Source organism: Umezawaea endophytica, from assembly GCF_025061645.1.
Taxonomy (GTDB): domain Bacteria; phylum Actinomycetota; class Actinomycetes; order Mycobacteriales; family Pseudonocardiaceae; genus Umezawaea; species Umezawaea endophytica.
Genome location: NZ_JANYMP010000008.1, coordinates 103,652 through 124,565, shown reverse-complemented (window position 1 = coordinate 124,565; position 20,914 = coordinate 103,652). Strand labels below are relative to the sequence as shown.

The 20,914-nt window shown below is 71.8% G+C and carries 23 protein-coding genes and 1 riboswitch; of the genes, 11 read left to right on the top strand and 12 right to left on the bottom strand.

Features of this window, described 5'->3' with window-relative positions; translation table 11 throughout:
• Positions 1-201: 201 nt before the first annotated feature.
• The 3 genes from NZH93_RS18610 to NZH93_RS18600 all read right to left on the bottom strand — a co-directional run bounded on the left by NZH93_RS18610 (position 202) and on the right by NZH93_RS18600 (position 2,505).
• Complete coding sequence (locus tag NZH93_RS18610) at positions 202-1,527, bottom strand: serine/threonine protein kinase (protein ID WP_259624381.1); 1,326 nt, start codon at positions 1,525-1,527, stop codon at positions 202-204.
• A 30-nt stretch (positions 1,528-1,557) separates the two neighbouring features.
• A complete protein-coding gene (locus tag NZH93_RS18605) occupies positions 1,558-1,764 on the bottom strand; it encodes a cold-shock protein (protein WP_106185402.1) in 207 nt (68 codons plus the stop codon).
• Positions 1,765-1,845: 81 nt separating this feature from the next.
• On the bottom strand, positions 1,846-2,505 hold the full coding sequence (locus NZH93_RS18600) for an AIM24 family protein (protein WP_259624598.1): 660 nt from the start codon (positions 2,503-2,505) through the stop codon (positions 1,846-1,848).
• Positions 2,506-2,563: 58 nt separating this feature from the next.
• Here NZH93_RS18600 and moeA point away from each other — a divergent pair, with 58 nt between their 5' ends.
• From moeA to NZH93_RS18580, 4 genes are all read left to right on the top strand, one after another.
• On the top strand, positions 2,564-3,772 hold the full coding sequence (moeA, locus tag NZH93_RS18595; RefSeq protein WP_259624380.1) for a molybdopterin molybdotransferase MoeA: 1,209 nt from the start codon (positions 2,564-2,566) through the stop codon (positions 3,770-3,772).
• A gap of 295 nt (positions 3,773-4,067) precedes the next feature.
• Complete coding sequence (locus NZH93_RS18590) at positions 4,068-4,778, top strand: phosphatidylserine decarboxylase (protein WP_259624379.1); 711 nt, start codon at positions 4,068-4,070, stop codon at positions 4,776-4,778.
• 3 nt (positions 4,779-4,781) lie between these two features.
• Positions 4,782-5,768, top strand: coding sequence for a CDP-diacylglycerol--serine O-phosphatidyltransferase (gene pssA / locus NZH93_RS18585; protein ID WP_259624378.1), 987 nt, complete (start codon positions 4,782-4,784; stop codon positions 5,766-5,768).
• A gap of 207 nt (positions 5,769-5,975) precedes the next feature.
• On the top strand, positions 5,976-8,204 hold the full coding sequence (locus NZH93_RS18580; protein WP_259624377.1) for an AAA family ATPase: 2,229 nt from the start codon (positions 5,976-5,978) through the stop codon (positions 8,202-8,204).
• A gap of 4 nt (positions 8,205-8,208) precedes the next feature.
• On the opposite strand, the gene NZH93_RS18575 is transcribed toward NZH93_RS18580, so the two are convergent.
• Both NZH93_RS18575 and NZH93_RS18570 read right to left on the bottom strand, forming a co-directional pair.
• Positions 8,209-8,841, bottom strand: a complete 633-nt coding sequence (locus NZH93_RS18575; protein WP_259624376.1) for a LytR C-terminal domain-containing protein — start codon at positions 8,839-8,841, stop codon at positions 8,209-8,211.
• Positions 8,838-9,149 (bottom strand): DUF3263 domain-containing protein, encoded by a 312-nt coding sequence (locus NZH93_RS18570; protein WP_259624375.1) that lies wholly within the window; start codon positions 9,147-9,149, stop codon positions 8,838-8,840. Before NZH93_RS18570 ends, NZH93_RS18575 begins: the two co-directional genes overlap by 4 nt.
• 148 nt (positions 9,150-9,297) lie before the next feature.
• Between NZH93_RS18570 and NZH93_RS18565 the strand changes: the two genes are divergently transcribed.
• A complete protein-coding gene (locus tag NZH93_RS18565; protein WP_259624374.1) occupies positions 9,298-9,882 on the top strand; it encodes a peptide deformylase in 585 nt (194 codons plus the stop codon).
• A gap of 410 nt (positions 9,883-10,292) precedes the next feature.
• On the top strand, positions 10,293-10,898 hold the full coding sequence (locus NZH93_RS18560; protein WP_259624373.1) for a LysE family translocator: 606 nt from the start codon (positions 10,293-10,295) through the stop codon (positions 10,896-10,898).
• Here the strand turns inward: NZH93_RS18560 and NZH93_RS18555 are convergent.
• Positions 10,885-11,616 (bottom strand): hypothetical protein, encoded by a 732-nt coding sequence (locus NZH93_RS18555; protein ID WP_259624372.1) that lies wholly within the window; start codon positions 11,614-11,616, stop codon positions 10,885-10,887. The two genes, NZH93_RS18560 and NZH93_RS18555, sit on opposite strands and share 14 nt — an antisense overlap.
• 215 nt (positions 11,617-11,831) lie before the next feature.
• On the opposite strand from NZH93_RS18555, the gene thiC reads away from it, so the two are divergent.
• Positions 11,832-13,487 (top strand): phosphomethylpyrimidine synthase ThiC, encoded by a 1,656-nt coding sequence (gene thiC / locus NZH93_RS18550; RefSeq protein ID WP_259624371.1) that lies wholly within the window; start codon positions 11,832-11,834, stop codon positions 13,485-13,487.
• A 46-nt stretch (positions 13,488-13,533) separates the two neighbouring features.
• A complete protein-coding gene (gene thiD / locus NZH93_RS18545) occupies positions 13,534-14,349 on the top strand; it encodes a bifunctional hydroxymethylpyrimidine kinase/phosphomethylpyrimidine kinase (RefSeq protein WP_259624370.1) in 816 nt (271 codons plus the stop codon).
• Here the strand turns inward: thiD and NZH93_RS18540 are convergent.
• Positions 14,320-14,907 (bottom strand): TetR/AcrR family transcriptional regulator, encoded by a 588-nt coding sequence (locus NZH93_RS18540; protein WP_259624369.1) that lies wholly within the window; start codon positions 14,905-14,907, stop codon positions 14,320-14,322. The two genes, thiD and NZH93_RS18540, sit on opposite strands and share 30 nt — an antisense overlap.
• A 51-nt stretch (positions 14,908-14,958) precedes the next feature.
• Here NZH93_RS18540 and NZH93_RS18535 point away from each other — a divergent pair, with 51 nt between their 5' ends.
• Both NZH93_RS18535 and NZH93_RS18530 read left to right on the top strand, forming a co-directional pair.
• Positions 14,959-15,363 (top strand): DUF1707 SHOCT-like domain-containing protein, encoded by a 405-nt coding sequence (locus NZH93_RS18535; RefSeq protein WP_259624368.1) that lies wholly within the window; start codon positions 14,959-14,961, stop codon positions 15,361-15,363.
• Positions 15,364-15,398: 35 nt separating this feature from the next.
• Positions 15,399-15,950: a VanZ family protein gene (locus tag NZH93_RS18530; RefSeq protein WP_259624367.1), complete on the top strand. Its 552-nt coding sequence runs from the start codon at positions 15,399-15,401 to the stop codon at positions 15,948-15,950.
• Here NZH93_RS18530 and NZH93_RS18525 read toward each other — a convergent pair.
• From NZH93_RS18525 to thiO, 4 genes are all read right to left on the bottom strand, one after another.
• Positions 15,947-16,390: a MarR family winged helix-turn-helix transcriptional regulator gene (locus NZH93_RS18525; protein ID WP_259624366.1), complete on the bottom strand. Its 444-nt coding sequence runs from the start codon at positions 16,388-16,390 to the stop codon at positions 15,947-15,949. The two genes, NZH93_RS18530 and NZH93_RS18525, sit on opposite strands and share 4 nt — an antisense overlap.
• Positions 16,391-16,471: 81 nt before the next feature.
• Positions 16,472-17,233 (bottom strand): thiazole synthase, encoded by a 762-nt coding sequence (locus NZH93_RS18520; protein ID WP_308214211.1) that lies wholly within the window; start codon positions 17,231-17,233, stop codon positions 16,472-16,474.
• A 1-nt stretch (position 17,234) separates the two neighbouring features.
• Entirely contained in the window at positions 17,235-17,435 is a 201-nt protein-coding gene (thiS, locus tag NZH93_RS18515; protein ID WP_259624365.1) for a sulfur carrier protein ThiS, read from the bottom strand.
• Positions 17,432-18,454: a glycine oxidase ThiO gene (thiO, locus tag NZH93_RS18510; protein ID WP_372506686.1), complete on the bottom strand. Its 1,023-nt coding sequence runs from the start codon at positions 18,452-18,454 to the stop codon at positions 17,432-17,434. The genes thiS and thiO overlap by 4 nt, the downstream gene beginning before the upstream one ends.
• Positions 18,440-18,551, bottom strand: a riboswitch (TPP riboswitch). It overlaps the preceding gene by 15 nt.
• A 44-nt stretch (positions 18,552-18,595) precedes the next feature.
• Between thiO and thiE the strand changes: the two genes are divergently transcribed.
• Complete coding sequence (gene thiE, locus NZH93_RS18505; RefSeq protein ID WP_259624363.1) at positions 18,596-19,240, top strand: thiamine phosphate synthase; 645 nt, start codon at positions 18,596-18,598, stop codon at positions 19,238-19,240.
• Between the two features lie 115 nt (positions 19,241-19,355).
• On the opposite strand, the gene NZH93_RS18500 is transcribed toward thiE, so the two are convergent.
• Positions 19,356-20,519, bottom strand: a complete 1,164-nt coding sequence (locus NZH93_RS18500) for a S1 family peptidase (protein ID WP_259624362.1) — start codon at positions 20,517-20,519, stop codon at positions 19,356-19,358.
• Between the last annotated feature and the right edge of the window lie 395 nt (positions 20,520-20,914).

Sequence of the window (20,914 nt, the reverse complement as noted above, 5' to 3'; positions counted from 1 at the left end):
GCCTTTTAAAGGATATGGGGCCACTGCGGGCGTGCGCCCACAGCGGAACACGGTGCTTGGCCAGGATGGTGCCCGCGACGGACGACCTGCCCCGGAGAACCGGGGCGAGCCTCACCGTCCTAGCCCGCGTGCTGGCACTCGGGTGGTCCGAGTGCCAGTTCGTGTTTAGCACTCGACAGGGTCGAGTGCAAGAAGCGCAGGTCAGGAGGTGGGCTTCACGGGCACGCTGGTGGGCAGCGGACGACGGCTGCCGGACGGGGTCTCCCCGACCTGGATGGACTGCTTGGTCGACGTCGTCCCCGGCGAGTCGCTCGGCGGCTCGTCGCTCGGCGAGAGCAGGATCACCAGGATCACCACGAGGGTGATCGCGATCACGCCGACGATCACCGGGGCGAACCACGTCGGCCGGGCGTTGCCCCCCGTGCTGCCGAACGCGCTCGCGCCCACCGGGATCGGCGGGCGCAGCCGGACCGGGTCCTGGGTGTTCGGGTGCTGCTGCTGGAACGGCGGCTGCTGCTGGTACGCGGGCGGCCGGACCTGCTGCGGCTGGGGCTGCTGGTACTGCTGGACCGGCACTCCCCCGGAGTTCGGCCCCACCACCGGCTGCTGCACCGGGATCGAGCCGGACGGCGGCTGCGAGCCGCCCGCCTGGCCCACCGCGCCAGTGCGGCGCTCCGGCGGGTTGCCGGGCCGCTGCACCTGCGCCAGCGCGCCGCGCGCCGCGTTGATCAGCTCCTGGCAGTTCGCGAACCGCTGGTTCGGGTCCTTCGCGGTGCCCTTGCGCAGCACGTCGTCGATCGCCGGTGGCAGCACCACCAGCGAGGTCAGCGGCGGGATCTCCTGGGCGAGGTGGCCCTGGATGACGTCCTGCACGCCGCCCTGGAACGGCGGCCTGCCGCTCAGGCACGCGTAGAGCATGCAGGCCAGCGCGTACGCGTCGGTGCGGCCGTCGACCGGCTCGCCGCGCAGGTGCTCCGGCGCCGCGTACGTCGGCGACCCGAGGAAGTCGCCCGTCCTGGTGCGGTGCCCGGTGGCGCCGCGCCTGGTCAGGCCGAAGTCCGCGAGGTACACGTGCTCCCGCACGGCCTCCTTGGTCGTGACCAGCACGTTCGCCGGCTTCACGTCCAGGTGCACGAGGCCCTTGCCGTGCAGCATGTCGAGCGCTTCGGCCACCTGGCCGAGCAGCGTCAACGTGCGCGCGGACGAGAGCGGCCCGTCCTTGATGTGGCTGGCCAGGTCGGAGCCGTCGACCAGCCGCATCGCGATGTACAGCAGCCCGTCGACCTCGTCGAAGTCGTAGAGCGGCACGATGTTCGCGTGGTCGATCGCCGAGGTGTTGCGCGCCTCGTCGACGAACCGCTCGCGGAACTCGGCGTCGGCCGTCAGGTGCTCGCCGATGACCTTCAGCGCCACCTTGCGACCGAGTCTGACGTCCGTCGCCCGGTAGGTCACGGACATACCGCCCCGACCGAGCACGCCGTCGATCCGGTAATGGCCTAGCCGTCGCCCGCTCAGGTCCTCCGACACGCGGGGCAGCCTAACCTCCGCACGAGGCGGTCACGACGCGCGGCGCACTTCCGACGCCTGACTGCGACCGTCCCTGCCAGCTTCGATCGTGAATTCGACCCGGTCGCCCTCGGCGAGCGTGCGGAACCCCTCCATCTGGATGGCGGAGTAGTGCACGAACACGTCCGGGCCTCCGTCTGTCGCGATGAAGCCGTAGCCCTTTTCCGAGTTGAACCACTTGACCGTGCCGATCGCCAAGACGTCCTCCTAAGCGCAAAAAACGCGAGGCAAACCGCAACGCTAGAAGAACAAGCTGTCGGCGTGTACCTCCTTACGGAGTCATGGACGTGAGCCGATCGCCCCGTTGAGCCAGGTGCCGAGGTGCTGCGGGCTGCGGGTCTGGGTGAGCACGACGCCGGGGCCCGCGAAGTCGAACGCCAGGCCCTCGCCGGTGCGCATGGACTGCGCGCCGTCCGGGGACAGCGCCCGGAGCCTGCACTGCACCGACTCGCCGAAGCCGACGACGTGGCCGCCCGCGATGCTGACCAGCTCGCCGGGCGCGAGCACGACGATGTCGAGCGTGCCGTAGCAGGTGAGCACGACCGGGCCGTGGCCGATGACGTAGGTGAGGAAACCGCCGTCGCCGCCCTGGAGCGCGCGCAGCGGCGGGGCGACCGGGTCCATCGCGACGGCGCCCGCCGACGCGAGCCAGCTCGTCTTGGCGACGCACCAGCCGGTGATGCCGTCCAGCTCCAGCACGTGCAGGTCGCCCGGCAGGGGCGGGGCGACGTCGACCCAGCCGCCCTCGGGTCCGGCTGTGCACCCGGCCGCGGCGACACCCTTGCCCTGGAGCTTGAGCGGCGCGCCCGGCTTCGGCTCGTAGACGACGCCGTAGCTGCTGGCGACGAGCGCGGACCGCTCGACCAGCACGGGCTCGCCGGGGGCCAGAACCAGCCGCGCTACCCCGAAGTTGGGCGTGTGACGCGTGCGGACCTGCAACGTTCTCCCCCTGTTCACAGCGGTGTCGGTGGCAGCAGTCTGACACGGGCCCGGCAGGATGGTCGTCGTGCCGAAACCACTCACGAGCGTCGCCGAGCACCAGGCCACCGTGTCCGGGCTGGTCGGGCTGATGCCGGTCCGCGCGACGCCCATCGCCGAGTGCCTCGGGCTGGTGCTGGCGGAGGACCTGGTCGCCCCGATCCCGCTGCCGCCGTTCGACAACTCCGCGATGGACGGGTACGCGGTGCGCGCGGCGGACGTCGTGGCCGTGCCGGTGGTGCTGCCGGTCGCGCAGGACATCCCGGCGGGGAAGACGGACGTCGCGCCGCTGGAGGCGGGCACCGCGCACCGGATCATGACCGGCGCGCCGCTGCCCGCCGGGTCCGACGCGGTGGTCCAGGTCGAGCACACCGACGGCGGCACGGACCTGGTGGAGCTGCGCTTCTCGGTCCCGGCGGGCACGAACGTCCGCCGCGCGGCGGACGACGTCGCCCTCGGCGCCACGGTGCTCCGGGCGGGCCGGGTGCTCGGTCCGGCGCAGCTCGCGCTGGCGGGCGCGCTGGGCTTCGGCGAGCTGCCGGTGCGCAGGCGGCCTCGGGTGCTGGTGCTGTCGACCGGCTCCGAACTGGTCGGGCCGGGCGAGCCGCTGCTGCCGGGGCAGATCTACGAGTCGAACGGCCTGATGCTGGCGGCCGGGGTGCGCGAGGCGGGTGGCGAGGCCGAGCTGCTGCGGTTCGTGCCGGACGACGTGGAGGCGTTCCACGCGGCCATCGAGCCGCACCTGGCCGACGTCGACCTGGTGCTGACGTCGGGCGGGGTGAGCGCCGGGGCGTACGAGGTGGTCAAGGACGCCTTCACCGGTCGCGGCGTGGAGTTCCTGAAGGTCGCGATGCAGCCGGGCGGGCCGCAGGGCGCGGGCCGCTACCAGGGGGTCGCGGTCGCGACGCTGCCCGGCAACCCGGTGAGCGCGCAGGTGTCGTTCGAGGTGTTCGTGCGGCCCGCGCTGCTGGCGTCGATGGGTTTCGCGGTGGTCGAGCGGCGGTCGGCCCGCGCCCGCATCAGCACGTCCATCACCTCCCCGGCGGGGCGCACCCAGTTCCGGCGGGGGGCGTACGACGCCGAGTCCGGCGAGGTCGTCACGCCGGTCGGCGGACCGGGCTCGCACCTGCTGTCCGCGCTGGCCATCGCCAACTGCCTGATCGAGGTACCGGAGGCCACCACCGAGCTGGCCGCGGGTGATCTGGTGACGATCCGCTACCTGGACTGACCTCCCGCCGACCCGTTCGTGTCACGGCCCGTCCGGCCGACGCCCTTTGTGACCGAACGCTCACCCGCTGGCGTTGATCACGACGTGTGACCCGGATTACAGTGCGGGAACGTGACCGTGCGGCCTCACTGGCACGCCAACCGCAGCAGTCACCCTCCAGCAGGCCGTCCAGCCGGTCCGCGCGTTCAGTCGGGGGACGCGCGGGCCGGCCGGACGACCGTTATGGGCGCTTGGCGTAGCGTGTGGCCGGCCCAAGCACCGTCCGACCACGGAAGAGCAACGGATTCCCCACGAAATGAACTCCGACCGCGATCAGCACAGTGGTGGCGTTTCCCACTTCATCGAACTCGCACGGGGCATCGTGCCCCCCATGCACCCCGCAGGCCGCCCGTTCGTCGCGGGAGCGGGGGTGACCAGCCTGCTGCTGAGGCGGTTCTCCAAGCGCGCGGGCGTGCTCGGGTTCCTCGTCACGGCCTGGGTCGCCTGGTTCTTCCGCGAGCCAAAGCGGGTCCTGCCGACCCGGCCGAACATCGCGGTCGCTCCCGCGGACGGCACCGTGTCGCACGTCGTCGAGGTGGCCCCGCCCGCCGAGCTGGGCCTCGGCACCGAGCCGATGATCCGGATCAGCGTGTTCCTGTCCGTCTTCGACGTGCACGTCCAGCGCGTCCCCGCGGCGGGCGTGGTCCGCCAGGTCTCCTACCACGCGGGCAAGTTCCTCTCCGCGGACCTGGACAAGGCCAGCGAGGTCAACGAGCGCAACACCGTGCTGCTGCGCACGCTCGGCGGCCACGACCTGGTCGTCGTGCAGATCGCGGGCCTGGTGGCCCGCCGCATCGTGTGCCAGGTCGTCGAGGGCGAGAAGGTCGACGCGGGCCAGACGTACGGCCTGATCAGGTTCGGCTCGCGGGTCGACCTCTACGTGCCGCGCGGCAGCCGTCCGCTGGTCGAGGCGGGCATGCGCACCATCGGCGGCGAGACCGTGCTCGCCGAGCTCCCGGAGGACTGATCCTTGGCACCCAGCACGCCGGGCATCCGGCTGCTCCCCAACGCCATCACGGTGCTCGCGATGAGCGCGGGCCTGTCGGCGGTGCAGTTCGCCATCGTCGGCATGTGGGGTGCGGCGATCGGCGCCATCGCCGCCGCGGCGCTGCTCGACGGCCTCGACGGCCGGATCGCCCGGCTGCTGGACGCCACCAGCAAGATGGGCGCCGAGCTGGACTCGCTGGCCGACGCCATCTCGTTCGGCGTCGCCCCCGCGCTGGTGATCTACATCTGGCGCTTCGAGGGCGACCGGGGCGGCTGGGTCGTCGCGCTGATCTTCGCGGTGTGCATGGTGCTCAGGCTGGCGCGCTTCAACACCCTGCTGGACGTCGAACAACCGCCGTACGCCAAGGAGTTCTTCGTCGGCGTGCCCGCGCCCGCGGGCGGCCTGCTGCTGTTGCTGCCGCTGATCGTGGAGGAGCAGTTCGGCGGCCCCACCCGCTCCGGCTGGTGGGAGAACCCCTACGTGGTGGCGGTGTGGACGATCGGCGTGGCGCTGCTGCTCGTCAGCCGCATCCCCACGCTGTCGGTCAAGTCGGTCAAGGTCCCGCCGCGCGCGGTGGCGCCGATGCTCGTGCTGGTGGCCCTACTCGGTGCCGCGATCATCACGTACCCGCTGGTGGCCCTGATCTCGGCGATGGTGCTCTACCTCGGCCACCTGCCGTACTCGGTGCGCCGCTCGCTGTGGCTGGCCAAGCACCCCGAGGCGTGGGACGTGCCCGCCGCGGACCGCAGGGCGATCCGGCGGGCGCACGGCGTCGCCAACCGCCGCCTCGGTCTGCACCAGCCGCTGCGCGGCCGGGTGGCGGGCGCGGCGCTCCGGGTGGCCAGACTCCCCCGCCGCAACGGCGTCGACCCGACCAGGTACGCGGTGGAGGCCGGGTCCCGGCGCCGGAACTGGCGCAAGCTGGGCCTGCGCCGCGACCAGCCGCCGAAGAACGGCAGCCAGGACTAGTCCCAGCTCGAACACCCGGACGCGCGGGTCCCCCCACCTCGGAGGGGCCCGCGCTTCCGCGTTCCCGGTCCGAACGCCCGGCCCGCACCGCGCGCGACCTCCGGCGTTCCCGGCGGGTGACCACGGGCACATCACCGGGCCGTGCGACGGGCCCGCCCGTCGGCCCGAGTGCCCGCGCCGCGCGGTTCGCGGCACTAGGCTGCGGGCGTGATCACGCTGACCGCCCGGCTGACCCCGTCCGCACTGGACACCCGACGCGGTGTCGTCCGGCTGCACCAGGAGGTGCTGGACGCACTCGGCCTGCGCGCGTGGGACGCGGTGAAGCTGACCGGCGCCCGCGTGAGCGCGGCGCTGGCCGCCGCGGGCGACGGGCCACCCGGTGTGGTGCTGGTGGACGACGTGACGCTGTCGAACCTCGGGGTCGTCGAGGGCTCCGAGATCGTCGTGGCGCCCGTGGACGTGGCGGGCGCGCGGTCGGTGACGGTGTCCGGTTCCCGGCTCGCCACGACGTCGCTGACGCCGGAGACGCTGCGCCTCGCGCTGACCGGCAAGGTGCTGACCGTCGGCGACGCCGTGTCGCTGCTGCCGCAGGACCTGGCGCCGCCGCCCGGCACCGACGTCGGCTCGACGCGCAGCAAGCTGTCGAACGCGATCGGCATGACGTGGACGAACGAGCTGCTCACGATCACCGCGACCGACCCGTCCGGCCCCGTGGCGGTGCAGCCGTCCAGCGTGGTCGGCTGGCGCGACGGCGCGCGGACCGGTGACGCCCCGCCGGTCGCCGAGGGCACGCTGGTGCAGGTCGCCGTGACCGGCCGCGCGGTGTCGTCGACCTACGCACCGCCGCCCGCCGAGGTCCACTTCGTACCGCCGATCACCGACCTGGTCGGTCAGCGGGACGCCGCGAAGCGGCTCGCCGAGTGGCTGGAGCTGGCGTTCCTCCGGCCGGACCTGCTGGCCAGGCTCGGCGCGTCACACCGGCTGGCCGCGCTGGTCAGCGGCCCGGAGGGCGTCGGGAAGGCCACGCTGGTGCGGTCCGTCGCGCACAGCGTGGACGCCAGGGTCGTGGAGCTGGCCGCGCCGAGCATCGCGGTGCTGGAGTCGAACGCGACCGCGCAGCGGCTCGCCGACGCCGTGGCCGCCGCGACGGCGGAGGACCGCCCCACCGTGCTGCTCCTGACCGACGTGGACGCGCTGCTGCCCGCGTCGTCCCCGCCCCCGGTCGCCACGGTCGTGCTCGACGTCCTGCGCTCGGCCGTGCGCACCAAGGGGTTGGCGCTGGTCGTCACGACCGCGCACCCCGAGTCCGTCGACCCCCGCCTGCGCGTGCCGGAGCTGGTGGACCGCGAGCTGACCCTGGCGCTGCCGGACGGCCGCTGCCGCACCGAGCTGCTGCGGATGCTGATGCGGGACGTGCCGATGGAGTCCGACGTGGACCTCGGCGTGATCGCCGACCGCACACCGGGTTTCGTCGTCGCGGACCTCGTCGCGCTGCGCCGCGACGCCGCCGTGCGCTCGGCGCTGCGGCAGCGCGACCACGACGAACCCCGTGTGGCGCAACAGGACCTGGTCGGCGCGCTGGACACCGTCCGCCCGGTCTCGATGTCCACTTCGGACACGTTGCAGACCGGCGGCCTGACGCTGGACGACGTCGGCGACATGACCGAGGTCAAGCAGGCGCTGACCGAGGCGGCGCTGTGGCCGTTGCAGTACCCCGATTCCTTCGCCCGCCTCGGTGTCGCACCGCCGCGCGGCCTGCTGCTCTACGGGCCTCCCGGCTGCGGCAAGACGTTCCTGATCCGCGCGCTCGCGGGCAGCGGGCAGCTCAACGTGCTGTCGGTCAAGGGCGCCGAGCTGATGGACAAGTTCGTCGGCGAGTCCGAACGGGCCGTGCGGGAGCTGTTCCGGCGCGCCGCCGAGGCCGCGCCCGCCATGGTGTTCCTGGACGAGGTGGACGCGCTGGCGCCCCGCCGCGGCCAGTCGTCGGACTCCGGTGTGGCCGACCGCGTCGTGGCCGCGCTGCTGACCGAACTGGACGGCGTGGAGCCGCTGCGCGACGTCATCGTGCTGGGCGCGACGAACCGGCCGGAACTGGTCGACCCCGCGCTGCTGCGGCCGGGCAGGCTGGAGCGCCTGGTCTACGTGCCGCCGCCGGACGCCGAGGCGCGCGGCGCGATCCTGCGCGCGACCTCCCGCAACACCCCGCTGGCCGACGACGTCGACCTGGACGAGGTGGCGGGGTCGCTGGACGGCTACTCGGCGGCGGACTGCGCGGCGCTGATCCGCGAAGCGGCGTTGACGGCGATGCGCGAGTCGCTGGACGCGGCCGTCGTGACGGCGGACCACCTGGCCGCCGCCCGCAAGGCCGTTCGACCGTCACTCGACCCGGCGCAGTTGGCCACGCTGGCCGCCTACGCCGAGTCGCGCGAGCAGTGAGGGGCTACTTCTTGTTGGACAGCGCGCCCTTGTAGTCGTTGGTGACGATCACGATGATCCCGTCGTGCGCGTCCTGGATCCCGTCGAACCGGGCTTCCACCCGCGCCTGCATGACGGCGGCGAGGGCTTTCGCCGACTCCTCCTCGTCCGTGCCGGGTCGGTAGTAGACGGTCGTCGTCGGGATCTGGCCCTGCGAGTAGTTGCCGGTGCCGGCAACGGTCCACCCGGACCGCTCGACGTCTTCCGCGACCCTCGCCGCGAGCCCGGAGATGGTGCTGTTGTTGTAGACCCGCACCGGCGGCTTCGCGACGGTCGGCTGGCCGTCCGGCGGCGGCGTCGTGGCACCGGTCGGCGCGGCCGCGCTGCTCGCGGGCGGCGCGGTCTCCGTCGTCGTGGTCGGCGCGGACGTGGTCGCGGCGGGCGGTTCCGTCGAAGCGGGCGGCGCGACCGACTCCGACGAGGTCCCGCTCGCGGGCGGCGGCTGGCTCGACGAGGAGCCCGTCGCGGTCTGGTCGCCGTCACTTCCGGTGAACAGCGTGAAGACGCCGATCACCAGCGCGACCAACGCCACACCGAGCAGCGCGAACCCCGCGGCGCGGGCCGGGTGCGAAGTGCTGGGGGAATCAGGAGAACTCATCGGTGCTCGACACCATTCGGCTCGAAACCGAAGCGGCGCGCCGAACGTGCGCGCTGCCGGACCGTACGAAGTCTGCGAAGACGTTTCACGAGCATCGGGTCGGCCGCGAGGGCCTCCTCCTTGTCGATCAGGCCGTTGAGCAACTGGTAGTACCGGGTGGCCGACATGTCGAACAGCTCCTTGACGGCCTGCTCCTTGGCTCCCGCGTACTTCCACCACTGGCGTTCGAAGGCGAGGATTTCGCGCTCCCGACCGTTCAACCCGTCGTCCGGCTCCCCAGCCCGCGCCAGTGCCCCTGCGGCGTCCATCTGGCTCCTCGCCTCACGGGCCGGGGTGCCTGCGGATGCGGGCGGCCATCCCGTGTGATTACCAAGGGTCAATTACATCACGTGATCGTGATCGCGGTCGCTTCAACAGTCGGCGCGTCCGAACTGACACGCCGATAAGCTCGTCGACATGGCTGTTCACCACATCCGGATCGCCGGTGACCCGGTACTGCACAACCCGACGAAGCCGGTCGAGGTCTTCGACGACGAACTGCGCACGCTCATCGACGACATGTTCGAGACGATGGCGGCGGCGCACGGCGTGGGATTGGCGGCCAACCAGATCGGCATCGCCCAGCGCCTCTTCGTCTACGACTGCCCGGACGACCAGGGCGTCCGCCACCGCGGCGTCGTGGTGAACCCGACCCTGGAAACGAGCGCCCTCCCCGAAGGCATGCCGGGCCCGGACGACGACTACGAGGGCTGCCTCTCCGCACCGGGCGAGTCCTACCCGACCGGCCGCGCCGACTGGGCCAAGGTCACCGGCCAGGACGGCGAGGGCAACCCGATCGAGGTGGAGGGCACCGGCTTCTTCGCCAGGTGCCTACAGCACGAAACAGACCACCTGGACGGCTACCTGTACCTGGACCGCCTGGTGGGCAGGTACAAGCGCGAGGCAAAACGCATGATCCGCGCCAACAAGTGGGGCGTCCCAAACCTGAGCTGGGACCCAGCCACCTCAGCAGACCCCTTCGCCGACGACGAAGAGGACTAGCCCCAAAACCCCCACCAGGCCCCACCACCACCGGCCCAACCTTGCGCTTTGCCTCCAAGCCTTTGACCTTCATCTTGACTTTGCCTTTCATCTTTGTCTTTAGGCTTTTCGCTCTCCCCAACCACCGCACTGCCGAACCCACCACCAAACCGAGGGTGGAGCGCACTCCCCACCCGGCCCCCGATCCCCAGCGCCTTCACGCTCGACCGTGGTTTGTCAAGGCATCTTTCCCGCCTTGACAAACCACGGTCGAGCGTTGAAACACTTGCGCAGCGGGGGCACTCCACCCCGACCCCACCCACCCGACCCACACCCCACCCGCACCCGCACCCGCACCCACGACCCACGACCCACGACCCACGACCCACGACCCACGAAATCGACTTGCCACCCCACGCCACCATGGACACATGCTGGACAACCTGGCCGCCCTCATCGCGGCGTCGTTCCTGATCGCACTGTCCCCAGGCCCAGGCACCGCCCTGGTCCTCCGACAGTCGATCCGCGGCAGGCGCAGCGCCCTGGCCACGGTCGCAGGCATGGAGGTAGCCGTAGCCTGCTGGGCCATAGCCGCGGCCCTAGGCCTCTCCGTACTCCTAACGGCCTCCGAGGTCGCCTTCCACACCCTCCGCATCATCGGCGCCCTCTTCCTCCTCTACCTGGGCGTAAAAACCCTTCTCTCCGCCCACAAGAACACCCAAACCCCCTTGGAAGAACCGACCAACAAGGCCTTCCGCTCAGGACTGATCGTCAACCTCGCCAACCCCAAACTGGGCGTCTTCGCGATCTCGTTCCTCCCCCAGTTCATCCCGGCCGACGAGGCGGGCAAGGGCGTGCTGCTCCTGTTCGCCCTGGTCTGGGTCCTGGTCGACACCCTCTGGTACCTGGTCGTGGTCTCCGTCCTGCACCACATCCGCTCCTGGCTAGCCAGGAGCAGGGTCCGCCGATCCCTGGAAACGATCTCCGGCGGCGTGCTCGTCGCCCTGGGCGTGAAACTGGTCCTCACGCCTCGGTAGGGATCTGCTCCTCGACGGGGGCGGCGCGCGGCGCGCGGGGGTGGTCCAGCCGGACCTGGTGGTCACCCTTCGCGTCCTCGTCGCGCCGCCAGAAGATCTCCGGCAGCCCCACCAGCCGCACGTGGGTCGCGCAGGCGGCCAGGTCCTCGTACTGCCCGGCGAGGACCTGCGCGCGCAGCCGCTGCACCTGCCCGACCGTCGTCACCTCTCCCACCAGCAGGAACGGGATGAGCAGCCGCCACGTCGCGGCGACCACGTCCCGGCTCCGGTGCGGGGCCCGCAGCACGGCGCGGGCCACCCGCAGCGCGTGCTCGGAGGGGGTGATGCGCCCGGACGACGTGTGGTCCCACGACCACCGGGCGGCCTCGGCCATCGTGCACCGCAGGCAGTCCAGCGGTCCGGTGGCGGGCTCGGAGTCGCAGGCCGAGCACCTCACCAAGGTCATCGCCCAGTCGGTGCACGTCCACGAGTACCGCCCGACCTCGTCCTCCAGGACCAGTTCGGCCAGCTCGCGCTCGCCCGCACCGCCTTCGCTCAACTGCTCGGCGGCCAGCAGCGCCTGCCAGTCCGGCAGCCACACCTGGTCGACCAGCTCCACGCAGAACCGGCACTCGGGGTATCCGCGCCCAGCCAGGTCACCGCACGACGGGCACGCCGAAACGGCCGCGGGTCGTTCACCGCGCCGCGCGCCGGGTGGGAACGGCTGGTGATCGGCCACGCGGAGAAAGGTACGCGTAAAAACGCGCTGGCGCGCCGGCTGTGGCCGATCAGTTGTAGCCGGCCGTGCCGAAGCCTGGCTATGGTCAGGTCGACAACTCAAAAAACGCGGGAGCTCGCGCCGGAAGCGGGCTGAGAGGGTGGTTGTGCCGAAGGGCGCGGTGCCACCGACCGCTCGAACCTGACCGGGTAATGCCGGCGTAGGGAGGAAATGTCGTGACGGCACTTGACGACCGCTCTGTCCGACCGTCAGTCACCACCGGCCCGATCTCGGGCTCCCGCAAGGTCTACCGCGACGCGGGCGAGGGTGTGCGGGTCCCTTTCCGCAGGGTGGAACTGACGAACGGCGAGCACGTCGACCTGTACGACACTTCTGGTCCGTATACCGACTCCAACGCGACCATCGACGTCCACAGTGGACTTCCGAAGCTCCGGGCGGACTGGCTCTCCGCGCGCGAGCCGGTGAACGGCGCGGTCACCCAGCTCGCGTACGCCAAGGCCGGGATCGTCACGCCGGAGATGAGGTACATCGCGGTCCGCGAGAACGTGGACCCCGAGTTCGTCCGGTCCGAGGTGGCGATCGGGCGGGCCGTCATCCCGCTCAACCGGAACCACCCCGAGGCCGAGCCGATGATCATCGGCAAGAAGTTCCTCGTGAAGATCAACGCGAACATCGGCAACTCCGCCGTGTCGTCGTCCATCGAGGACGAGGTCGACAAGATGGTGTGGGCCACCCGCTGGGGCGGCGACACGATCATGGACCTGTCGACCGGCAAGCGGATCCACGAGACCCGCGAGTGGATCATGCGCAACTCGCCGGTGCCGGTCGGTACCGTGCCCATCTACCAGGCGCTGGAGAAGGTCGACAGCGATCCGGCGAAGCTCACCTGGGAGCTGTACCGCGACACCGTGGTCGAGCAGGCCGAGCAGGGCGTGGACTACATGACGGTCCACGCGGGCGTGCTGCTGCGGTACGTGCCGATGACGGCGAAGCGCGTGACGGGCATCGTGTCGCGCGGCGGGTCGATCATGGCCGCGTGGTGCCTGGCCCACCACAAGGAGAGCTTCCTCTACACGCACTTCGAGGAGCTGTGCGAGATCCTGCGCGCGTACGACATCACGTTCTCCCTGGGTGACGGCCTGCGGCCCGGCTCCATCGCCGACGCCAACGACGAGGCCCAGTTCGCCGAGCTGCGCACGCTGGGCGAGCTGACGCACGTCGCCCGCGCGCACGACGTGCAGGTGATGATCGAGGGCCCCGGCCACGTGCCGATGCACAAGATCGCGGAGAACGTGCGGCTGGAGGAGGAGTGGTGCGGCGAGGCGCCGTTCTACACCCTCGGACCGCTGGCCACGGACATCGCGCCCGCGTACGACCACATCACGTCGGCCATCGGCGCGGCGCAGATCGGCTGGCTGGGCACGGCGATGCTCTGCTACGTCACGCCGAAGGAGCACCTGGGCCTGCCGAACCGGGACGACGTGAAGACCGGCGTGATCACGTACAAGATCGCGGCGCACTCGGCCGACCTGGCCAAGGGCCATCCGGGTGTGCAGGACTGGGACGACGCCCTGTCGAAGGCGCGGTTCGAGTTCCGCTGGGAGGACCAGTTCAACCTGTCGCTCGACCCGGACACGGCCCGCTCGTTCCACGACGAGACGCTGCCCGCGGCCCCGGCGAAGACGGCGCACTTCTGCTCCATGTGCGGGCCGAAGTTCTGCTCGATGAAGATCACCCAGGACGTGCGGAAGTACGCCGAGGAGCACGGCCTGTCCACTGTGGAGGCGATCGAGGCGGGCATGGACGAGAAGTCCGCCGAGTTCGGCGACCACGGGAACAAGGTCTACCTGCCGGTCGTGGAGACTTCCTGACGTGCACGCCGACGTGAGCGCCTCAGCGGAGGCAACATCAGGTGGAGTGACTCCTCCACGGGTCCTCACCATCGCCGGGTCCGACTCCGGCGGTGGTGCGGGCCTGCAAGCCGACCTCCGGACGCTGTTCGCCTGCGGTGTGCACGGCACGACCGCGGTCACCGCGATCACCGTGCAGAACTCGCTCGGCGTCACGGGCTTCGTCGAGATCCCGCCGGAGGTGGTGGCCGCGCAGATCGTCGCGGTGGTGACCGACATCGGCGTCGGCGCGGCCAAGACCGGGATGCTGGCGAGCGCCGGGATCATCGAGGCGGTCGCCGACGCGTGCGACCAGGTCCACATCGGACGGTCGGGTGCGATCCCGTTCGTCGTGGACCCGGTGGCCGCGTCGATGCACGGCGACCAGCTCCTGACCGACCAGGCGCTGGAGGCGGTGCGGACGCTGCTGTTCCCGCGCGCGACGCTGGTGACGCCGAACCTCGACGAGGTGCGGCTGCTGACCGGCATCGACGTGCTGGACCGGCCGCGGCAGCGCGACGCCGCCAAGGCCCTGTTCGACCTGGGGCCGCGGTGGGTGCTGGTCAAGGGCGGGCACATGTGGTCCGACCCGGAGTGCCTCGACCTGCTGTTCGACGGCGAGGACTTCCTCGAACTGCCCGGCCCCCGCTACGACACCAAGCACACGCACGGCAGCGGTGACACCCTGGCCTCGTCGATCAGCTCACGGCTGGCGCGCGGCGAGGACGTGCCGACGGCCGTCCGGTTCGGCAAGGACTTCGTGGTCCGCTCGGTGGCCGCGTCGTACCCGCTGGGCGCGGGCGTCGGCCCGGTGTCACCGCTGTGGAGGCTGGAGCAGGCTTGACAGCGCCACGTCCACGGCCAGGAGCAGCGCCTCGTCCTCGCCGCGGGTGTAGAGCATGCGGGCGGTGATGCCGTCCGCGAGGGCCAGCACGGCGTCGGCCAGCACTCCGGGGTCGACGTCGTGCCGGACCTCGTCCGACCGCTCCAGCATGTGCGCGAGGACCTTCCGGACCTGCTGGTCCCCGTCCCGCAGGACCTGCGCGTACTCGTCGTCGCGCACGCTCTTCTCCACGAACGCGAACCGCACCAGCGCCTCCGCGCGCCGCGCCTCGTCGAGCGGGAGCGCGACGACGAGGTAGCGGCGCAGCACGTCCGGGGTCGGGCCTGCCGGGTCGACGGCGGTGAACCGCTGCTCCATCCGCTCGGTCGCCAGGTCGAGGGCGCACCGGAGCAGGTCGGCCTTGGTGGCGAAGTACTTCTGCACGGCGCCCGCGGACCGGCCCGCTTCCGCGGCGACGGTCCGGACGCTGACCTGCTCCATGCCGTCGCGGACGACGACGCGCAGCAGCGCGGCGCCGATCTCGCGGCGCTGCTCGGCCCGGTCGACGATCTTCGGCACCGGCACTCCTCGATTGGGATACACTCGTATCTTAACCATCCGGGGGTAACCATGTCCGAGCAGAGCTCCACACCGTCCACCCGAGCGTCCGACGCCGACCGGGCGCGAGCGGCGGAACACCTGGCCACCGCCCTGTCCGAGGGCAGGCTGGACCTCGCCGAGTACGAGGAGCGCACCCGGCGTGCGCTGGCCGCCACCACGCTGGGCGACCTCGCGTCCGTCACCGCCGACCTGCCCGCTCCGGTCGTGGACCACACCGTCGCCGAGAAGGCGGCCAAGCGCCAGGAGTTCCGCACCGAGTGGGGCTACTGGGCGGGTGGCGCGGTCGTCATGACCGGCGTGTGGGGCGTCACGTCCTTCACCCAGGGTGAGCTGAAGCTGTTCTGGCCGCTGGCCCCGCTGGTCATCTGGGGGCTGATCCTGATCGCCGAGATGATCTGGGCCGACAGGCGCTGAGCCAACCGCAAGCGCCCCTCGCGCGTCTTGTCGGCATGCACCTGTACTCGCGGGACGCCTACTTGGCCGAGGTCATCCTCAACCAGCCCCTGGTCGTCCTGGCACTGGTGCTCGGGTGCTCCACAGCGGGGCTGGTGGCACTGGCCGTGGCGAAGTGGCGCGGCTGGCGGAAGCTGCCCGCCGTGCTGGCGGGCTGCGGGCTGGCCATGGCGCTCGCGGTCACGCTCGCGCGGCCGGAACTGGTGCGGTACTCGCTGTTCGACCCGATCTACTTCCCCTGCGTGCTCAACGACTTCTCCCTCGCCGACTCGCTGGCCAGGCTGAACTTCCTGATGCTCACGCCGTTCGCGTTCTTCGGCACCCTCGCGACCCGGCGGCCTGTGCCGGTGCTGCTGGCGAGCGCCGCGGTCAGCGGCTTCGTGGAGCTCTTCCAGACCGTCACCAGCGTGGGCTCGTGCGAGGCGCAGGACTTCTACAACAACGTGGTCGGCGCGGCGTGCGCCGTGGCACTGGCGTGGCTGGTGAACCGGGTGCTCCTCGACCGGGGGCCCGCTCCCGTCGCGGAGCGCGAGTCCTCGACCGGCTAGCGGTTCTCCTCGGCCACGATCTCCTCCAGCGCGCCCAGCGCGGCGATCAGGGCGGACTGGTGCTCCGGCGACAGCATCTCCATCCGGCGGCGCAGCTCCGTCATCCTGGCCGACCGGACGCCGGACACCATCTCCTCGCCCTCGGGCGTCGGGGTCGCCAGCCAGGCCCGCCCGTCCTGCGGGTCCGGCTCGCGCCGCACGTACCCGGCCTCCACCAGCGCCGCGACGATCCGCGACAGCGTGGGCGGGGCGACGCCCTCCTTCTGCGCCAGGTCGCCGAGCCTCATCGGGCCGCAGCGGGCCAGCGTGGCGAGCGCGGACACCGCGCCGGGACCGAGTCCCGGCGATCCGGTGCGGCGCAGCAGCCTGGACAACCTGCCGATGGTGAGGAAGAGGCGCGCGGTGGCGTCTTCGACCTCATCGGCCTTCGGGGCCGTCACGGCATGTCCTCCTCGGGGCGGCGTGGCGGGAAGGGTTCAGCATCCATCATGCCGCTCCCGGTCACCAACCCCGACCGGCGATCACCCGTCGACGGCCGGGCTGGACGCCTGCGCCCAGAACCGCTGCGGGATCCGACCCGCCAACCGGGCCAGCCTGCCGCCTTCCACCGCCGCGCGCATCGCCGCCGCCATCAGCTCCGGGTCGCGGGCCCGTGTCACGGCCGTGGCCAAGAGCACAGCGGAACAGCCCAGCTCCATCGCCAGCGCCGCGTCCGACGCGGTGCCCACGCCCGCGTCCAGGATCACCGGCACGGTCGCGCGGGACACGATCAGCTCGATGTTGTGCGGGTTCCGGATGCCGAGGCCGGTCCCGATCGGCGAGCCGAGCGGCATGACCGTGGCGCAGCCGACGTCCTCCAGCCTCTGGGCCAGCACCGGGTCGTCGTTGGTGTACGGCAGGACCACGAAACCGTCGTCCACCAACGTCTCCGCGGCGGCCAGCAGCTCGAACGGGTCCGGCAGCAGGGTCTTCTCGTCCGCCACCACCTCGAGCTTCACCCAGTTCGTCTCCAGCGCCTCCCGCGCGAGCCGGGCCGTGAGCACCGCCTCGGCGGCCGCCCGGCAGCCCGCGGTGTTGGGCAGCGTCTCGATCCCCAAGCGCCGCAACAGCTCCAGCACGCCGGTGCCGCCGCCCGCGTCCATCCGGCGCATCGCGACGGTGGTCAGCTCGGTGCCCGACGCGATGAGCGCGCGCTCCAGGACGGACAGGTTCGCCGCGCCCCCGGTCCCCATGACGAGCCGGGAGCCGAACTCCCGGCCCGCGACGATCAACGGGTCGTCCACGTCAACCTCCCTGGACGGCGGTGAGCACTTCGACCGTGCCGCCGTCGGGCACGGTCGTCGACGGCCACGCGGCGCGCGGGACGACCTCGCCGTCCACGGCCACCGCCACCCCCCGCACCGGGGCGCCGAGCAGGTCCAGCACCGCCGCGACGGTCGCGCCGTCCGGCAGGTCGCGCAGCTCACCGTTGACCCGAGCCTTCACCGAGGTCCTCCTCCACGCAGCAGCTCCAGCACCATCTCGGCGGTGATCGGCGCCAGCAGCAGTCCGTTGCGGTGGTGGCCGGTCGCCGCCAGCACACCGGGTTCCAGCCAGCCGATCACCGGCGCGTTGTCGGGGCTGCCCGCGCGGAACCCCGCCGCGGACTCGACCAGCTCGTACTCGGCGATGCCCGGCAGCACGACCTCCGCGTCGCGCAGCAGGTCGCGCACCCCGCCGACGGTGACCGCCGGGTCGAACCCGGCTTCGTACTGGGTCGCGCCCACGACGAGCCCGTCCTCCTTGGGCACCAGGTAGACCGGTCGTCCCTCGACGTGCGCGCGCACGGTCCTGGTCGGCGGCGGCAGCGACCCGCGCCGGGGCGCGAGCCGGAGGATCTCGCCCTTCACCGGGCGGATCACCGGTTTCAGCGCGGGGTGCAGGTCGCCGCTCCACGCGCCCGCGGCGATCACCACCACGTCCGCGTCCACAGTGGACGGGGTGGCGCGGCGCGGTTCGAACGCGACGCCCGCGGCGGCGCAGGCCTTGCGCAGCGCCGACAACAGCGCCCGGTTGTCCAGCGCCAGGTCACCGGGGACGGACAGGCCGCCGCGCACCCTCGGCCCCAGCCCCGGTTCCAGCGCGCGCAGCTCGCGACCGGTCAACCGGTCGGTCTCCCGGCCAAGGCCCCGCAGGTGCTCGGCGAGCACGTCCAGCACGCCGACGTCCGCGGAATCCAGTGCCACGGCGAGGGTTCCGTCCGTGCGCAGGCCCACGTCACCGAGTTCCCGCGCGAACTCGGGCCACAGCGCCAGCGAGCGGGACCCCAGTTCGAGCAGCTCCTCCTCGCCGGGCCACGACTCCGTGACCGGCGCCAGCATGCCGCCCGCGACCCACGAGCCCGCCGTGCGGCACTCGTCGTCGAAAACCGTGACGGCACAACCGCTGGAGGCCACCCGCCAGGCGACGGACAGGCCGATGACACCGCCACCCAGGACGGCCACTCGTGATACCAAGGCACTCACGCTCCCTGCGCCGGCATGACCCGGATCAGGTTCGACGGTCGGAGCGAACCACGCTCCCTCTCAGCCCGGTACATCCCAGGCTCCCGTGCGGACCACCTTCACCGTAGCGCACGAATCGTCGCCGCGGTTACCGTCCCGACCGTGCCAGGACTCGATGGACCTCAGATCAGGCGACGGCTCGCGGCCGCGAAGCTCTACCTCTGCACCGACGCGCGCACCGGCCGCGGCGACCTCGCCGACTTCGTCGACGCCGCGCTCGCGGGCGGCGTGGACGTCGTCCAGCTCCGCGACAAGGGCATGGAGGCCAAGCAGGAGATCGCCGCGCTGGAGGTGCTGGCCGAGGCGTGCGCGCGGCACGGCGCCCTGCTGTCGGTCAACGACCGGGCGGACGTGGCGGCGGCGGTCGACGCCGACGTGCTGCACCTCGGGCAGGACGACCTGCCGGTCCCCGCGGCGCGGGCGCTGCTCGGCGACGGCGTGGCGATCGGGAGGTCGACGCACGACGTCGAGCAGATGACCGCGGCGGCCGTCGAACCCGGCGTCGACTACTTCTGCACCGGGCCGTGCTGGCCGACGCCGACGAAGCCCGGCCGTCCGGCGCCGGGGCTGGACCTCGTGCGGGCCACGTCCTCGGAGCGGCCGTGGTTCGCGATCGGCGGGATCGACCTGGCGAACCTGCCCGAGGTGCTCGACGCGGGCGCCACCCGGATCGTCGTCGTGCGGGCGATCACGGAGGCCGAGGACCCGGAGGCCGCCGCCCGCGCGCTGCGCTCCCGGCTCGGCTGAGCGGACCCCGGACGCGGAAACGCCCCCCGTCCCGGCGCAGGGGTGCCGGAGCGGAGGGCGTCTCGCGGGGTCGACGGCGAACAGGCAGGGGGTCAGCCCGCCGTCGGAATCCTCATCAGCCCCTGGTGAGGCTCAAGCCGTACGCCGACAGGATCTCGCCGACCGGCTGGAAGTAGGTCGTGCCGCCGGACGAGCAGTTGCCCGAACCACCGGAGGTCACGCCCTGAGCCTGGCTGAAGTTGGTGCCCGCGACCCACGAGCCGCCGGAGTCACCGGGCTCCGCGCAGGCGTTGGTCCTGGTCAGGCCCGACACCGTGCCCTGCGGGTAGTTCACGGTCGCGTTCTTCTGCTGCACCGTCCCGCAGCGCCAGCCGGTCGTGGAACCCGACCGGCAGATCGACGCGCCGACCGCGGCGGACGTGGAGCCCGTCACGGTGACGTTGGAGCCGTTGTAGCGGTTCACCCACGGGCGGGAGGTCCAGTTGCTGTTCGTCGCGACCCAGGCGTAGTCGTTGCCGGGGAACGACGAGCCGCGGAACGTGCCCTGGGCGACCCGGTTGAAGCCGGTGGTGGCGTTGCCGGGGCTGCCGCAGTGACCCGCGGTGACGAAACCACCGCTCACCGCGAAGCCGACCGAGCAGCGACCGCCGCCGATGTAGTACGCGTCACCGCCGCGGGTGTCGTAGAGCGGCGTGGGCGCGTCCGCGGTCTCCGCGACGGTGACCGCGGGGCTGATGCCGCGAGCCGTGGCCAGGAAGGCCTCGGCCGCCGCGTCCCGCTTGTCGCGGTTGACCTCGACGACGACCGTGTTCGAGGCGTCGTCGACGCGCCAGCTCGTGATCGACTGGGGCGCCGCCAGGGAGTCCAGGACCGCCTTGGTGCCCGCGAGCTGCTGCTGCGAGAACCGGACGACCCGGACGTCGGCGCCCAGCGCACGGGCGGCGTCGGACTTGGCGGCACTGGTCGTGCCGACGGTGAGCTTGCCCGAGACCGAGTCGATCCAGGCGCCGGCGAACTGGTCGCCGAGCGCGTCCTTCACCTTGGTCTCGAGCTGTCCCGAGTTGGCGTCGTTGGCCAGTCGGGTGCGCGCCTGGTCGGCGTTCAGGCCGAGGTCCCGCTGGACCGCTTGGAGCAACTCCGGCGAGTAGCTCTCCGTGTCGGCGGGACTTGCCGTGTTCACCGCAGCGGGGCCGGCGATGGCCGGTACGCTGAGAGCAATCGCCGCGCCGGCTGCCAGCAGGGCAACTCCGGTGAGGCGGGCCGCACTCGTGCGGATCATTAGACGTCTCCCTCATCTTCGGGTGCAGGGAACCCGTGAGCTGGTTGCAGGGACCGCTCACGGGGGCCTTTAGGGGGACGGGTGGTGGGGCGGCGGCAGGGGTCGCCCCACCCTCCTCCTACTTCTTCCGTCCCGTCCTCGGTGCAGAGCCCGTTCGGATGAGGGTCGAGAATCGACCTCGGAAAGCCTCGGAGTGACGCGTTCGCGTGGGATCTCCACGGTTCGCACAGCCCTCCTTCCGGTCGTCTACTGACCGGTATTCACCCGATCGAGCGACGTTATAGGCCTGTGACCTATGACGGTCGAGGCCATCTGAGGGCGAAGTGTGTCACAGCTCACGACCGATCAACTCCGGTGCGTAGCCCTTGACTGTTAACTCTTACTCAAAGTAATGA

What these genes read in the sequence shown, in the direction of transcription:
- NZH93_RS18560 (WP_259624373.1), top strand. Translation starts at nt 10,293, where the DNA reads ATGCTGGACAACCTGGCCGCCCTCATCGCGGCGTCGTTCCTGATCGCA.
- NZH93_RS18565 (WP_259624374.1), top strand. Translation starts at nt 9,298, where the DNA reads ATGGCTGTTCACCACATCCGGATCGCCGGTGACCCGGTACTGCACAAC.
- NZH93_RS18590 (WP_259624379.1), top strand. Translation starts at nt 4,068, where the DNA reads ATGAACTCCGACCGCGATCAGCACAGTGGTGGCGTTTCCCACTTCATC.
- NZH93_RS18575 (WP_259624376.1), bottom strand. Translation starts at nt 8,841, where the DNA reads ATGAGTTCTCCTGATTCCCCCAGCACTTCGCACCCGGCCCGCGCCGCG.
- NZH93_RS18530 (WP_259624367.1), top strand. Translation starts at nt 15,399, where the DNA reads ATGCACCTGTACTCGCGGGACGCCTACTTGGCCGAGGTCATCCTCAAC.
- NZH93_RS18570 (WP_259624375.1), bottom strand. Translation starts at nt 9,149, where the DNA reads ATGGACGCCGCAGGGGCACTGGCGCGGGCTGGGGAGCCGGACGACGGG.
- NZH93_RS18535 (WP_259624368.1), top strand. Translation starts at nt 14,959, where the DNA reads ATGTCCGAGCAGAGCTCCACACCGTCCACCCGAGCGTCCGACGCCGAC.
- NZH93_RS18500 (WP_259624362.1), bottom strand. Translation starts at nt 20,519, where the DNA reads ATGATCCGCACGAGTGCGGCCCGCCTCACCGGAGTTGCCCTGCTGGCA.
- moeA (WP_259624380.1), top strand. Translation starts at nt 2,564, where the DNA reads ATGGTCGTCGTGCCGAAACCACTCACGAGCGTCGCCGAGCACCAGGCC.